Source organism: uncultured Cetobacterium sp., from assembly GCF_947038635.1.
In the GTDB taxonomy this organism is placed as follows: Bacteria; Fusobacteriota; Fusobacteriia; order Fusobacteriales; family Fusobacteriaceae; genus Cetobacterium_A.
This window is the reverse complement of the sequence record NZ_CAMQXC010000047.1, coordinates 1-15149: the sequence shown is the minus strand read 5'-3', so window position 1 is coordinate 15149 and position 15149 is coordinate 1. Positions and strand designations below refer to the sequence as shown.

The following is a 15149-nucleotide window of genomic DNA, read 5'->3' as shown; positions in this document are numbered from 1 at the left end:
GATATTAGCAACAAAACCACCAAGAGCAGCAGCAGTAAGTCCTGCCATAGTCATCTGTCCTTGAGCACCGATGTTAAACATACCACCTTTAAATGCAACTAAAACCCCAAGCCCAGTAAATATAAGAGGAGTTGCTTCTAAAAGTGTTCTTGCAATAGGAGTAAGTCCATCAAAGGCTCCAGTAAATAAGTAATAATAAGCTTTTACAGGATTTTCACCCATATATAGAATAATACCTGCACCAATTAATAACGCTAATAAAACTGCTATAATAGGAACAAGAATATTTAAAACCTTTTTGTTTTTAATCAAGTTTACCACCCGCCATAAGTATTCCAATTTTTTCTTCATTTGCTTCTTCTCTAGAAAGAATTCCCGTTATCTTTCCAGCACACATAACTGCTATTTTATCTGAAAGATTTAAAATCTCAGATAATTCAGAGGAAACAACCATAACAGCTTTTCCCTTTACTTTTTCATTTAAGATTAATTTATGAATTGATTCAATAGCTCCGATATCAACACCTCTAGTTGGTTGTCCAGCAATAATAAGATTATTATTTTTCTTTTCAAGCTCTCTAGCAACTATAATTTTTTGCTGATTTCCACCAGAAAGTCTACCAAATTCAGTGTCAACACTTCTAGGTCTAACATCATATTTTTCCATAAACATCTCTGCATCTTTTCTTAGTTTAGAAAAGTTTAAAAGTCCAAATTTAGAATACTCATCTCTTTCAAGACCAAGAGCAAAGTTTTCCATAACACTAAATTGTGATACGGCAGCTCTTTTATGTCTATCTTCAGGAATGTGAGCCAATCCCAGTTGAGATATTTTTCTAGGTGTTTTCTTTTTTAAGATAACATTATCAAGGATCATTTCACCAGAGCAAATTTCTTTAAGTCCTGTAAGAGCTTCAACAAGTTCAGTTTGTCCACTTCCTTCAACTCCAGCAATTCCTAAAACCTCTCCTTTTCTTATTTCAAAAGAGGCATTATTAACTTTTATCACATTGTGATGATCTTTAACACTGACATCTTTTACAGAAAGAACAACTTCACCGATTTCAACTTCAGGTCTTTCTGTGGTAAAAAGTACAGCCCTTCCTACCATAGCATTTGCAATTTTCTCTTTAGTAGCTTCTTTAGTAGGAAAATTTGCAATGTCTTTACCTCTTCTAATAACTGTAATATTATCTGAAATATCTAAAACTTCTTGAAGTTTATGTGATATAAAGATAATAGTTTTTCCTTCAGCGATAAGGTTGTCCATAATCTTGTAAAGTTCTTTAATCTCCTGTGGAGTTAAAACAGCAGTAGGTTCATCAAATACTAATAAATTTGCCCCTTTAAAAAGTATTTTTAAAATTTCTACTCTTTGCTGCATACCGATGGATAAGTCTGATACCAATGCATCTGGATCAATAGCAAGTCCATATTTTTTAGAAACATCAATAACGTCTTGTCTAGCTTGATTAATATCTAAAGATAAGCCTTTTTTAGGTTCAACACCTAAAATCATATTTTCAGCAACAGTTAAAGTAGGAACTAACATAAAATGTTGATAAACCATACCAATTCCTAATTCAGCAGCTTTACTAGGTGAATCTATTTGCACTTCTTCTCCATGATAAAATATTTTACCAGAAGTAGGAGTATAAAGACCGTTTAACATTTTCATAAGTGTTGATTTTCCTGCTCCGTTTTCACCAACAATAGCGTGTTTTTCACCTTTTAAGATTTTTAAAGTAATATCGTCATTTGCGACAACTTTTCCATCTAAGAAAGTTTTTCTGATGTGTTGCATTTCTAAGATATAATTATTCACTTAGAATCCTCCCTAAATTTATTCAAGGTTAATTTAAAAAATAACCTTATAAAATTATATTATGTTATATTAAAGTAGTCAACTTTTTTTATTCTTCTCTTTTAATTATAACAAATGTAATATCATCATTCTGTTCACAACCATTTTGAAATTTATTAATTTCAGACAGTAAATTTTGTTTTATCTCTTTAGATGAAAGATGTGAACTTTCAAGTAAAATATTTTTAAGTCTTTCTATTCCAAAAAGTTCTTTATCTTGATTCTCAGCTTCGCTAATTCCATCTGTATAGTATATGACAATATCCCCAACATTAAGATGAATCTTATCTTGTTTATAATTGTAATCATCTAAAAATCCAATTGCAACTCCTTTAACAGAGTGAGTTTCAATCTCTTTAGTAAGACTATTATATACAACTAAAGGGTTATGACCAGCATTTGAATATGTAATAGTTTTAGTAATATAATCATATTTACTATGCATCATTGTAATAAACATATCCTCAGTAATATCAGGATAAATAAGTTTATTAAGTTTTCTAACATTACAAGAAGGTTGTTCTCCTTGAAGTTCTAAAGTTTTTAAAACAGATCTTCCTAAAGCCATAAGAAAAGCAGCAGGAACTCCTTTTCCACTCACATCTGCAATAGTAATACTAAAAGTATTATTATCTAAAAGAGAGTAGTCGTAATAATCTCCACCAATTTCTTTAGCTGGTTCAAAAAATGTAGCTACATCAAGGCCTAAAACTTTTTTAATTTTCTTAGGAATAATTCGTTTTTGAATTCTTGATGCAACTTCAAGTTCTTGAGACATTCTCTCTTTAACAACTAAATCAGAGTATATCTGAGCATTGTTAATAGCTATGGCAACTTGAATAGTTAGAGCTGAGATTGTTTCTTCATCACTTTTAATAAGTTTTGACTTATCCTCAATTATAAAAATAACTCCAAGTTCTTTTCCTTTTACTGTAAGTGGAGAAGCAATTATTTTTTCATCTGGTGTAATAGAAAATCCTTTTAGCATTTCATTATATATTTTCTTATAATCTTTTCGTGTAAATTGAGATAAAATCTCTTCAGGATAGCTTAGCTCTCCTCTAAAATGAATCTCTCCTTTAATTCTTTTATTAATTAATTTACCACCTTCCCATAGGTAAAGTGAGATTCTTTTAGCTCCAGTTAGAACAAAGTAAGCATCTAAAATAGTAGAGATAATTTTATCTAATTCCATTATAGATAAAACAGTTCTTGAGAGTGAGTTGATATTAGATAAACTAGCAACTCTTTGTTCTAGAACTTGATTACTATACTCAAGTTGTTTAGATTTAGTTAAAAGAGATTCATAGGTAACTTCAAGCTCTTTTTTATATTCTCGAAGCTCTTCAATAGAGTTATCCAACTCTAAATCTTGTTTCGTAATAGCTGTAGTAGCCCTTTCATAGTCATTTTTTAAATCTTCAGATATATCATTTAGAAATTCTTTACTGACAAAACTTTTTAAAATTTTACTCGTTTCTTCAAAGTTTTTTTTCTCTTGTTTTTTCAGAATTAAAAAGAATATAAAAAATAAAATAATAAAAGAGAAATATGTAATCAATTAATTCTCCTCCCAAGCAGAGAATTTTTTTTCTAAATTTTCATTAGTTGAATTTTTTCTCCATTCTTTTCTTTTCCATTTTAAAATTCTAGATACTCCGGTAGAATCTTTAGAAATATTTTTTAGTTCATCTAAAGATTTAGGAGTAATAATGTTAGCTGTAAAATCATAGTCTTCAGTTGAATAGACATCTTTTCCATTTCCAACAAAAATAATTAAATTATTAGAAAGAACTTTAAATCCAGAGTTATCAGCTGACTTTTCAAAAATAACAGGATTGTTAGGGAAGTTATTTAAATTTATATTATTAGTTGATAAGTATATAGGAGCATTATTTATATCATCATTCATAGAGTAAATAAAATTCTTTTTAATTTTATTTAAATTTTCAATTAAAGATTTTCTATTTAACAAGATATTTTCCATTAAAAGACTTTTATCCAGTTCAGTATATAAAAACTCTGAATTGTACATATATTCACTATCGGTAAGTTGTAGCAGTAAGTAATATTGCTTATTTAAAAGTTTTTGTAAATTACCGGCATTTTCAGGTGTTGCAACAGCAATTTTATTTAAATAATTAATATCATCATTTGTAAGGTCCTCAACAACTTTCATGCCTAAAATCTCTTTATCAAACCATCCAGTACTCAAAAGAGAAGAAAAATCTTGATTCATTTCATTTGAAATAAGAAGATTTATTCCATTTGTTTGAACGTCATTTAAGTTAGATAAATTTGAATCTAAAGTTTTGTAAAAAGAGATTTTATCGCTATAACTTTGAGGATAATTTAAGGAAATAATTGTAAAATTATATTTTCCTTGGGGAACAGAATTTTGAAATACAATGTTTTGGCTTTGATCTTTTCTGCTAGAGAATTGAGAGCAACCAACAAGAGTAATTAAAGAAAAAAGTAAAATAATTTTTTTCATAATATTAAATCATCTCCTTTATTTTTAAGGCTAGGTGTCTTGGAATTATTTCTTCAAGCTCACCTAAAGTAGCATTTTTTATTTGTTTAACGGATCCAAAAGTTTTTAAGAGAAGTTCTTTTCTTTTAGGACCAATTCCAGGGATGTTATCTAGTTCGCTAGAGATAACTCTTTTATTTCTAAGTAATCTATGGTAAGTAACTCCAAATCTATGAGCTTCGTCTCGAACTCTTTGTAAAATTTTTAATGCTTCGTCACTTTTTGAAAATATATACGGAGTATTTTCTGTATATTTATAAATTTCCTCTTCTTTTTTTGCAATACTCAGAAGTTCTGATACTCCATCTCTGCCAATTCCTTTTAAAATTTCACCAACAGCATTGATTTGTCCAAGTCCACCATCAATTAGAATAACGTCAGGAAATTCATTGATGGGAAGTTTACTATATCTTCTTTCAATAACCTCTCTCATCATTTGGAAATCATCAGGAGTATCTTTAGTTGTAATTTTGAATTTTCTATAAAATTTTTTAGCTTTACGCCCCTCTACGGAGACACTCATTGAAGCTACAGCATCTTTACCTTGAATGTTAGAAATATCAAAACATTCAATTTTAAATGGAAATCTTTTTAAGTTTAATTTTATATAAAGATCATTTAGTCCTTTTTCAACAATAGATTTTTTATTGTAGAAATTGTCAGTATCTTTTTTTAAATTAAGTAATCCCATATCTAATAACTCTTTTCTTCTAGATTTAATTTTAGGAAAGAAGAAAGAGATTTTTTTATTAAAAATACTTTGAAATAAATTGTTAATTTTATCTTGAAAATTTTCTAAATTTTCTTGGAAAATAATATTTTTAGGAATAGGAAATTTAGAGTAATAAATCATAAGAATTTCTTCTAAAATATCATCATAAAATTTATGTTCTAAATTAATTACATGGAAATTTTTACCTAAAATTTTTCCATCTCGAATATTTAAAACACACAAAAAAATCTTATTATCTTCGAGATTAAATGTAAAAATATCTTCATCAATAGAGTTATTGGCATCACTTATTTGAGTTTGGATATTTGTTTCAATCTCTTTTTTTTGTTCTCTAAGAAAAATAGCCTTTTCAAATTCCATATTTTCAGCAGCAAGAGTCATCTGAATTTGAAGTTTCTCCAAAATAGCTTTAGTATTTCCTTTTAAAATTTCTTTTATATCTTTTACATTTTCTTGATATTGAGAGACGATAGACTTATTTACACAAGGACCACTGCAGAGTTTCATGTAAAATTTTAAGCAAGGTCGAGGATAAATTTTCTCCATATCTCTATTACAATCCCTAATTTGATAAAATTTTGAAAGTGTTTTTTTTAAGTTCCATGCACCATAAGGATATGGACCAAAATAATCTCCTAAGTTAAGATTCAACTTCTTAGTGGTTCTAACAATGGATATTTTAGGAAAATTTTCATTTGTAATTAACAAATAAGGATAAGTTTTTTCATCTTTTAAACTAATATTGTATTTAGGAGAATATTTTTTTATCAGATTATTTTCTAAAATTAGAGCATCAATTTCTGTATTGCAGATTATAAAATCTAAGTCATCAATATGTTTAACAAGTTCTTTGGTTTTTTCATCTTGGTGATCTCTATTGAAATAGGAAGAAACTCTTTTAGACAAGTTTTTAGCTTTACCAACATATATAACTTTAGAATTATTTTTCATTAAGTAAACTCCAGGATTATCTGGAATTTCTTTATTAAAAATAGTTATCATATCATTTTACCAATTTCCTCTCTCATTCTCTCTATGAATAGAAAAAATGTTAACTTCATTAATGTTTTTTAAATCTTTTTCCAGTTTTCTAACAAATGAAACAGATCGATGTTTTCCACCACTACAACCAATTCCTATTGTTAAGTGTCTTTTTTCATCCTTTATATAACCTGGAATTAAAAAAGTTATTAAATCTAAAATTTTATCATAAAGAATTTTTGAAGTTTCAAAACTCATAACATAGTCATAAACTTCATCATTTAAACCTGTTTTTTCTCGTAATTCTTCTAGATAATATGGATTTGGAAGAGTTCTAACATCAAAAATCATATCAGCATCAATGGGAACTCCATGCTTAAAACCAAATGATTGTAAATGAATATTTAGAAGAATATTTTTTGAAAAAGATGCTACAGCAAGTTCGATTTTTCTAGAAAGTTCTTTAGCACTTAAAAAGCTAGTATCTATAATGAGATTAGCTTTATCTTTAATATCTTCCATAAGAAAAATTTCATCCTCGATACTTTGTAAAAGTGTTTCTTTTGTTAACGGATGTTTTCTTCTAGTTAAGTTATATCTATTTAAAATAGATTGTGTAGATGCTTCTAAAAAGATTATTTTATAATCGATATTTAAGTTATCAATTTCATTAAAAAAAGTATTAAAATCATTTTCATTGATAACTGTTCTAATATCTAAACCTAAAGCGATTCGTTTAACACTATTATCTTTAGTAGAGTTTTTTAAGTCCTTTAAAATTATTCCTGCAAATCGAAATGGAATATTGTCCATTGTAAAAAAACCTAAATCTTCTAAAGTTTTTAAACCAGTGGACTTTCCAGAGCCGCTAAGTCCAGTTAAAATGATTAGCTCCATGATATATTTCCTCCAAATATGTTTTATTTTATTATACAATAATAAAGATTAAAATTATATAAAAAAATAAAAAATGGATAGGACTTGATCCTATCCAAAATAGTGTAATTTTAAAGTAAACTAATTTTTGTGATACTATCTCTAATTAAATTTAAATCAACAAATCTAAACTCTTCTAAAGAGATTTCATCTTGAACTTCTTTAGGTGTAAAATTAACTTTTTTAATAATATCTAAAACACCAACAATTATTTTAATTGAGTGAGTATTATCCTCAATTTGTTTATCTGTTATTAAAATTGATTTAAAAGGATTGTCTAGATTTTCTAAATTATATAAAATAGGGTCACTTAATAATCTATGTCCTTCTAAACATTTTTGTTCGATAAAATTCAGAACTTTTTCAATGTTATATCCCTCTAAATAAACTACATTATCTGTTTCTTTGAAAAAATTGAAAACTTTATTATTATTGGTAACGATTTTATAATCCATAAAAAACCTCCCGTTTTATGTGTATGATTTTTCAGTAGTAATATTACAACGTAAACCACAATATATCAAGAGTAAAAAAATAAAAATTGACAACTTTTTAAAATTAGTATATACTCTTTCTCAGAGCAAAAAAAAGGAGGATGGAATATGGTTTTTAAAAATGGCACAAAAATTAAGAAAAAAAAGAAAAACTATTTGTCATTTTTAAATTTATTTATTTCATTTATTAATAATTTATTTATGTTTTTAAATTTATTAGTTTTTAATTTTAATATTTATATAGACAAGGAATATGATTTTCATATTCCTTTTTTTATGCAAAAAATTTAGGAGGTTTAGATGAAGGGGAAGTTAATTCTTGAAAACGGAATGAGTTTTGATGGAAAAATTTTTGGAGAATTAGGTGAAAGCGTTGGAGAGCTTGTATTTAATACAGGAATGACAGGGTACCAAGAGTTGCTTACGGATCCATCATATTATGGGCAAATTGTTGTTATGACTTATCCAATGGTTGGAAACTATGGAATAAATTTAGAGGATATGGAATCTAGCGGAATAAAATTAAAAGGATTCATAATTAAAGAGGACGCAAAACTTCCAAATAACTTTAGATGCGAAATGACATTAGATGGATTCTTAAGACAATACAATGTAGTTGGATTTAAGGGTGTAGATACAAGACATCTGACTAAGATAATAAGAGAACAAGGAGCAATGAAAGCTCTAATAACTTCAAAAGATTTAACTCAAAAAGAGATAGATGAGCATTTTGCAAAATTTAGCAATAGTGATGCTGTAGAAAAGGTTAGTACAAAAGAGATTTATGAAATTCCTGGACCTGGAAAGAGAATAGGAGTAATAGATTTTGGTGTTAAGAGAAATATATTAAGATCATTTGAAAAAAGAGGAGTTCATCAAATTGTATTTCCTTGGAATGTAACTGCAGAGGAGTTATTATCGCATGATTTAGATGCAGTGTTCTTATCAAATGGACCAGGGGATCCAGCAGAATTAACTGGAGTAATAAATGAAATAAAAAAATTAGTTGGAAAATTACCTATTGTTGGAATATGTTTAGGACATCAGTTGTTAGCTTGGGCTTTAGGTGGAACAACAACAAAGTTAAAATATGGACATAGAGGATGTAATCATCCAGTTAAAGACTTAGAAAAAAATAGAATATTTATAACATCACAAAATCATGGTTATGTTGTAGATAAAGTACCTGAATCAATGAAGGTAACACACATAAATTTAAATGATAACTCTATTGAAGGAATGAGAAGTGAAGAGTATAGAATTTTATGTGTACAGTATCATCCAGAAGCATGGCCAGGACCAGCTGATTCAGAATATCTGTTTGATGATTTTTTAAAAGTAATAGAGGGATAATTTTTGAGGTTATTTAAGTAGAGTTTGTAGGAGGCGTATAATGTTAGATAAATCGATAAAAAAGACACTGGTAATAGGATCGGGACCAATTATAATAGGACAAGCAGCAGAGTTTGATTATTCAGGAACTCAAGCATGTGAAACATTAAAAAAAGAGGGAATAGAGGTTGTATTAATAAACTCAAATCCAGCAACAATAATGACAGATAAAGCAGTTGCAGATAGAATATATATAGAGCCAATTACAGCAGAATTTGTGGAGAAGGTAATTGCAAAAGAAAGACCAGATTCTATTTTAGCTGGAATGGGTGGACAAACAGCTCTAAATATGGCAGTTGAACTAAATGATAAAGGGATACTTGAAAAGTATAACGTAAGAGTTATAGGAACATCTATTGAATCTATAAAAAGAGGAGAGGATAGAGAGTTATTTAGAGAGGCAATGGATAAAATTGGAGAGCCTACAATAGAGAGTAAAATAGTTGAAACTTTAGAGGATGGATTTAAAGTTGCAAAAGAGATTGGATATCCAGTTGTTGTAAGACCAGCTTATACTCTAGGGGGAACAGGAGGGGGAATTGCAGATAACCCTCAAGAATTAGAAGATATTTTATTAAAAGGATTAAAATTATCAAGAGTTGGACAAGTACTAATTGAAAAATCAATCTTAGGATGGAAAGAGGTTGAGTATGAAGTAATTAGAGATAAAGATGGAAACTGTATAACAGTTTGTAACATGGAGAATATAGACCCAGTTGGTATTCATACAGGAGACTCTATAGTTGTAGCACCATCTCAAACACTTTCAGATAGAGAGTATCAAATGCTAAGAACATCAGCATTAAAAATAATAAATGAAATTGGGGTAGTTGGAGGTTGTAACGTTCAATTTGCTCTTCATCCAAAATCATTTGAATATGCAATTATTGAGATAAATCCAAGAGTTTCTAGATCATCTGCATTAGCTTCAAAAGCAACAGGATATCCAATAGCAAGAGTTGCAACAAGATTATCTTTAGGATATACACTAGATGAAGTTATAAATGAAGTAACTGGAAAAACTTTTGCATGTTTTGAACCAGCATTAGATTATATAGTAGTAAAAATTCCAAAATGGCCATTTGATAAATTTAAGAAAGCTAATAAAAGATTAGGTACAAAAATGATGGCAACTGGAGAGGTTATGGCTATTGGAAATAACTTTGAAGCTGCGTTCTTAAAAGGATTAAGATCGTTAGAGATTGGAAGATATAATTTAGAACATCCAGTAGTGGAAAAAATGACTATGGAAGAGTTAAAAGAGATAGTTGTAAGACCTGATGATGAAAGAATTTTCGTTGTTGCTGAGATGTTAAGAAGAGGATATGTAAAAGAAAAGTTACAGAAGCTAACTGGAATAGATAAGTTCTTTATGGAAAAATTAGAGTGGCTTGTAAAGCAAGAAGAGTTAATGAAAAAGATGGAACTTAAAGATTTAGATGAAAAATTCTTAAGAAATGCTAAGAAAAAAGGATTCTCAGATAAAGGAATAGCTCAATTATTAAACGTAACAGAACAAGATATTGCTAGAAAAAGAAGAGATTACGGAATTAAACCAGTTTATAAAATGGTTGATACATGTGCAGGAGAGTTTGCTGCAGATTCATCATACTTCTATTCAACATACGATCAATTTGATGAAGTTGATGTAACAGATAAAAAGAAAGTTATAGTAATAGGATCTGGACCAATAAGAATAGGACAAGGAATAGAGTTTGACTATTGTACAGTTCATTCAATAAAAACTTTAAGAAATATGGGGATAGAAAGTATTATTATAAATAACAATCCAGAAACGGTATCTACAGACTTCTCAACTGCAGATAGACTTTACTTTGAACCATTAGTAACAGAAGATGTTATGAATATCATCGATAAGGAAAAACCAGCAGGAGTAATCATTCAATTTGGAGGTCAAACAGCGATAAAATTAGCTAATGACTTAAGAGATAGAGGAGTTACAATACTTGGAACTTCAGCAGAGATGGTTGATGCTGCAGAAGATAGAGAAAAATTTGAAGACATAATGGAAAAATTAGATATAAAGAGACCAAAAGGTAAAGCTGTATGGGATGTTGAGCTTGGAAAGAAAATAGCAGCAGAAGTACAGTACCCAGTTTTAGTAAGACCTTCATATGTTTTAGGTGGACAAGGAATGGAGATTTGTCATGATGAATATAATCTTGTAAATTATTTAAAAGCTTCATTTGAAAGAGATCCTGAAAATCCAGTTTTAATAGATAAGTATTTAAATGGAATTGAAGTAGAAGTGGATGCAATATGCGATGGTGAAGATATTTTAATACCAGGAGTTATGGAGCACTTAGAGAGAGCAGGAATACACTCAGGAGATTCAATAACAATATATCCTCCACAAAATTTATATGAGGGAACAGAGAAGAAAATTGAAGAGATTACAAGAAAAATTGCAAAAGAGTTAAAAATAAAAGGTATGATGAATATTCAGTTTATAGCATATGAAAATGAATTATATGTAATTGAAGTAAATCCAAGATCATCAAGAACAGTGCCTTATATAGCAAAAATATCTGGAGTTCCAGTAATTGATATAGCAACAAAAGTGATAATGGGAGAAAAACTTCAAAACTTAGGTTTTGGAACAGGTATTTATAAAAAGCCATCTGTAGTTGCAGTTAAAGTTCCAGTATTCTCAACAGAGAAATTATCAGGAGTTGAAGTTTCACTAGGACCTGAAATGAAATCTACAGGAGAAGTTTTAGGAGTTGGACATACAGCAGATGAAGCTATATTTAAAGGTCTTTTAGGTGGAGGAAGAGTTCAGAACGTAAGAAATAGAAAGGTTCTTTTAACAATAAGAGATAAGGATAAAGATGAGTTTTTACCAGTTGCAAAATCACTAAAAAGCTTAGGTTGCCAATTGTTTGCAACAGAGGGAACTCAAAAGTATTTAGCAGAAAAAGGAATTGAAGCAACAGCAGTAAGAAAAATAAATGAAGAATCACCAAATATCTTAGATTTATTAAAAAATAGAGAAGTAGATTTATTAATAAATACTCCAACTAAAGCTAATGATGCTCAAAGAGATGGATTTAAAATAAGAAGAACAGCTATTGAATATGGAGTAGAGGTATTAACTTCAATAGATACTTTAAATGCAATAATAAAAGTTCAAGAATTGAATGTTGATAAGATGGACTTAGATGTATTTGATATTGCACAAATATAAAAAAAGTTGACAAATAAAAAAAAAAAGTATACACTTCATTAAGTGATATAAAAATAAAGATATACTCAAAGGGAGTAGTCAAAAGTATAGTGTCAACATCTCGATTTGAAAAAATCTGGTACTATACGCCTAAAAAAGGTGACAAGACTTTTAGTGTAGGTTTTAACCTACACTGAAAGTCTTTTTTTATTTTTGAAAAATGAAAATATCTATTGAGTCGGTAAATAATTAAAAATATAAAATTATATGGAGGGAAATCTATGAAGGATTTTTATTCGAAAAGTAAAGAGGAGTTATTAGGGTATTTCGACACTTCTGAACTGGGATTAAAAAAAGAGGATTTAGAAAAATTAAAAGAGGAGTATGGAGAGAATGTATTAAATAGTAAAGAGAAGAAAACTGCAATAGCGATTTTCTTAGAGCAATTTAAAGATTTTTTAGTAATAATTTTATTGGTTGCAGCAGCAATTTCATTTATTTCTGGAAATAAAGAAAGTACAATAGTAATTTTGGCAGTAATTATAATGAACTCAATTTTAGGGACTGTTCAACATTTAAAAGCGGAGAAATCACTAGAAAGTTTAAAGAAGATGTCTTCTCCTAAAGCTAAAGTTATAAGAGATGGTCAGAAGCAAGAGATAAATTCATCAGAGTTGCTTCCAGGGGATATAGTTTTAATAGAAGCTGGAGATGTTGTTCCTAGTGATGGTAGGGTTTTAGAAACACACTCTTTAATGGTAAATGAAAGTTCATTAACAGGAGAATCAGAAAGTGTAGAGAAAATATCTCAAACTATAGATACAGCAGGTCTAACAGTGGGAGATCAGAAAAATATGGTTTTTTCAGGAAGTTTAGTAACTTATGGAAGAGCAAAGATTTTAGTGACAACAATAGGTATGAAAACAGAGTTAGGAAAAATTGCATCATTATTAGATGAAACTGAAGATGCAATGACTCCACTGCAAAAATCGCTAGAGAAATTTGGAAAAAAATTATCAATTGCTATAATAGTTTTATGTATAGTTGTATTTTTTATGAGTGTAGCTAGAGGAATAAATATATTAGAGTCATTAATGTTTGCTGTGGCTTTAGCAGTAGCTGCAATTCCAGAAGCTTTAGGATCTATAGTAACAATAGTTTTAGCAATTGGTACTCAAAAAATGGCTAAAGAGAATGCTATTATAAAAAAGCTTCATTCAGTAGAATCTTTAGGTTGTGTTTCTGTAATTTGTTCAGATAAAACAGGGACATTAACACAAAATAAAATGACAGTTCAACATCTTTATGTAGATGGTAAGGTAGTAGAATCTGAAAAAATTAACTTAAACTCAAAAATTGAGATTGGACTTTTAAGAAGTGCTATATTATGTAGTGATGCAGTGAATAACAATGGACAAGAAATTGGTGATCCAACTGAAATTGCTTTAGTAAATATAGGGCATAAATATAATTTAGCAGAAGTTGAAATTAGAAATAAATATCCTAGATTAAAAGAGTTACCATTTGATTCAGATAGAAAAATGATGAGTACCTTAAATAAGATTGAAGGAAAAACTTATTTAATAACTAAAGGTGCTCCAGATGTTGTTGTAGAAAAAGCTAAATATATATTAAGAGAAGATGGAAATATTGACAAAATATCAGAGGCAGATATAGAAAAAATTAAAAAAGCAAATATAAATTTTGCAGAGCATGGTTTAAGAGTTCTAGCTTTTGCAATGAAGGAGATAGAAGTAGTAAGAGATCTAGAATTTTCAGATGAAGATAGTTTTATCTTTATAGGATTAATTAGTATGATTGACCCTCCGAGAGAAGAATCTAAAGAAGCAGTAAAAAATTGTATAAGAGCTGGAATAAAACCAGTTATGATAACTGGAGATTATAAAGTTACAGCTAAGGCTATTGCAAAAGAGATAGGTATATATAAAGATGGAGATGAAACTTTAAACGGTGTTGAAGTTGAAAAAATGAGTGATGAAGAATTAATGAAACATATAGAAAGAGTATCTGTTTATGCAAGAGTTTCACCAGAACATAAAATTAGAATTGTTTCAGCATGGCAAAAATTAGGAAAAATTTGTGCTATGACAGGGGATGGAGTAAATGATGCACCAGCACTTAAGAAGGCAGACGTAGGAATAGCTATGGGGATAACAGGAACAGAAGTTTCAAAAGATGCAGCATCGATGATACTTACGGATGATAATTTCTCTACAATAATAAAATCAGTTGTAACAGGAAGAAATTTATATGCGAATATAAAGAATTCAATAAGATTTTTATTATCAGGAAATACAGCAGGAATTTTAGCGGTATTTTATGCTTCTTTAATGGGATTACCTGTAATATTTGCACCAGTACATCTTTTATTCATAAATTTATTAACAGATAGTTTACCAGCGATTGCTATAGGAATGGAACCTTCTCATGGAGATGTATTAGATGAAAAACCAAGAGAAGCTAACGCTCCTTTATTAGATAAGAAATTATCAGGAAGAATTTTAATGGAAGGGATGTTAATTGCAATTGTAACAATGGTTGCATTTTATTTAGGATATGCTAAAGGAGATGTTGGTTTAGGAAGTACAATGGCATTTTCAACACTATGTTTAGGAAGATTATTTCATGGATTTAATTGTAGAGGAAACGGTTCTGTAATAAAATTAGGAATAACAAAAAATATGTTTAGTATATATGCATTTTTATTAGGAGCAGCATTATTATATATGGTTTTATTAGTTCCATCATTCCATGAAATGTTTGCAGTATCTGATTTAAGTGTAATGAATTTTGGAGAAATGACAATATTAGCATTTATACCAACATTAATAATTCAAGTATTAAAATATATAAAGTATGATAGATAAAAAAAGCTGCTTTAAGCAGCTTTTTTTTATCTCAATTATACAGAAAAAATAAAGTAAAAAAAAACACTCTTATTAAGAGTGTAAAGTTTCAAATGGTGCCTAGAAAAGGATTCGAACCTTCGACCGCCCGGGTATGAACCG

10 protein-coding genes and 1 pseudogene are annotated in these 15149 nt (G+C 28.8%); 4 read left to right on the top strand and 7 right to left on the bottom strand.

Annotation, left to right across the window (positions count from 1 at the left end; genetic code table 11):
* From Q0V08_RS06160 to Q0V08_RS06130, 7 genes and pseudogenes are all read right to left on the bottom strand, one after another.
* Window positions 1-312 (bottom strand): annotated as a pseudogene (locus tag Q0V08_RS06160) (ABC transporter permease); the annotation flags it as partial.
* Complete coding sequence (locus Q0V08_RS06155; RefSeq protein ID WP_297433029.1) at window positions 305-1825, bottom strand: ABC transporter ATP-binding protein; 1521 nt, start codon at window positions 1823-1825, stop codon at window positions 305-307. The pseudogene Q0V08_RS06160 and the gene Q0V08_RS06155, both read right to left, overlap by 8 nt.
* Before the next feature lie 88 nt (window positions 1826-1913).
* Window positions 1914-3425 carry a PP2C family protein-serine/threonine phosphatase gene (locus tag Q0V08_RS06150; RefSeq protein WP_297433027.1) on the bottom strand — a complete coding sequence of 504 codons (1512 nt, stop codon included), beginning with the start codon at window positions 3423-3425 and terminating at the stop codon, window positions 1914-1916.
* On the bottom strand, window positions 3426-4358 hold the full coding sequence (locus tag Q0V08_RS06145; protein ID WP_297433025.1) for a hypothetical protein: 933 nt from the start codon (window positions 4356-4358) through the stop codon (window positions 3426-3428).
* A 4-nt stretch (window positions 4359-4362) separates the two neighbouring features.
* A complete protein-coding gene (uvrC, locus tag Q0V08_RS06140) occupies window positions 4363-6132 on the bottom strand; it encodes an excinuclease ABC subunit UvrC (RefSeq protein ID WP_297433023.1) in 1770 nt (589 codons plus the stop codon).
* 6 nt (window positions 6133-6138) lie between these two features.
* On the bottom strand, window positions 6139-7008 hold the full coding sequence (gene rapZ / locus Q0V08_RS06135; protein ID WP_297433021.1) for an RNase adapter RapZ: 870 nt from the start codon (window positions 7006-7008) through the stop codon (window positions 6139-6141).
* A gap of 110 nt (window positions 7009-7118) precedes the next feature.
* Window positions 7119-7502: a GrdX family protein gene (locus tag Q0V08_RS06130; protein WP_240218820.1), complete on the bottom strand. Its 384-nt coding sequence runs from the start codon at window positions 7500-7502 to the stop codon at window positions 7119-7121.
* A gap of 147 nt (window positions 7503-7649) precedes the next feature.
* On the opposite strand from Q0V08_RS06130, the gene Q0V08_RS06125 reads away from it, so the two are divergent.
* The 4 genes from Q0V08_RS06125 to Q0V08_RS06110 all read left to right on the top strand — a co-directional run bounded on the left by Q0V08_RS06125 (window position 7650) and on the right by Q0V08_RS06110 (window position 15008).
* Complete coding sequence (locus Q0V08_RS06125) at window positions 7650-7832, top strand: hypothetical protein (RefSeq protein ID WP_023050178.1); 183 nt, start codon at window positions 7650-7652, stop codon at window positions 7830-7832.
* A 9-nt stretch (window positions 7833-7841) separates the two neighbouring features.
* Window positions 7842-8894, top strand: a complete 1053-nt coding sequence (locus Q0V08_RS06120; RefSeq protein ID WP_297433018.1) for a carbamoyl phosphate synthase small subunit — start codon at window positions 7842-7844, stop codon at window positions 8892-8894.
* Between the two features lie 40 nt (window positions 8895-8934).
* Window positions 8935-12141, top strand: a complete 3207-nt coding sequence (gene carB, locus Q0V08_RS06115; protein WP_297433016.1) for a carbamoyl-phosphate synthase large subunit — start codon at window positions 8935-8937, stop codon at window positions 12139-12141.
* Window positions 12142-12401: 260 nt separating this feature from the next.
* Entirely contained in the window at window positions 12402-15008 is a 2607-nt protein-coding gene (locus Q0V08_RS06110) for a cation-translocating P-type ATPase (protein ID WP_297433015.1), read from the top strand.
* Window positions 15009-15149 lie beyond the last annotated feature (141 nt).

Bases quoted from the DNA above. Each gene is read 5' to 3' on its own strand.
- Q0V08_RS06145 (WP_297433025.1), bottom strand. From the start codon at position 4,358: ATGAAAAAAATTATTTTACTTTTTTCTTTAATTACTCTTGTTGGTTGC.
- uvrC (WP_297433023.1), bottom strand. From the start codon at position 6,132: ATGATAACTATTTTTAATAAAGAAATTCCAGATAATCCTGGAGTTTAC.
- rapZ (WP_297433021.1), bottom strand. From the start codon at position 7,008: ATGGAGCTAATCATTTTAACTGGACTTAGCGGCTCTGGAAAGTCCACT.
- Q0V08_RS06130 (WP_240218820.1), bottom strand. From the start codon at position 7,502: ATGGATTATAAAATCGTTACCAATAATAATAAAGTTTTCAATTTTTTC.
- Q0V08_RS06125 (WP_023050178.1), top strand. From the start codon at position 7,650: ATGGTTTTTAAAAATGGCACAAAAATTAAGAAAAAAAAGAAAAACTAT.
- Q0V08_RS06120 (WP_297433018.1), top strand. From the start codon at position 7,842: ATGAAGGGGAAGTTAATTCTTGAAAACGGAATGAGTTTTGATGGAAAA.
- carB (WP_297433016.1), top strand. From the start codon at position 8,935: ATGTTAGATAAATCGATAAAAAAGACACTGGTAATAGGATCGGGACCA.
- Q0V08_RS06110 (WP_297433015.1), top strand. From the start codon at position 12,402: ATGAAGGATTTTTATTCGAAAAGTAAAGAGGAGTTATTAGGGTATTTC.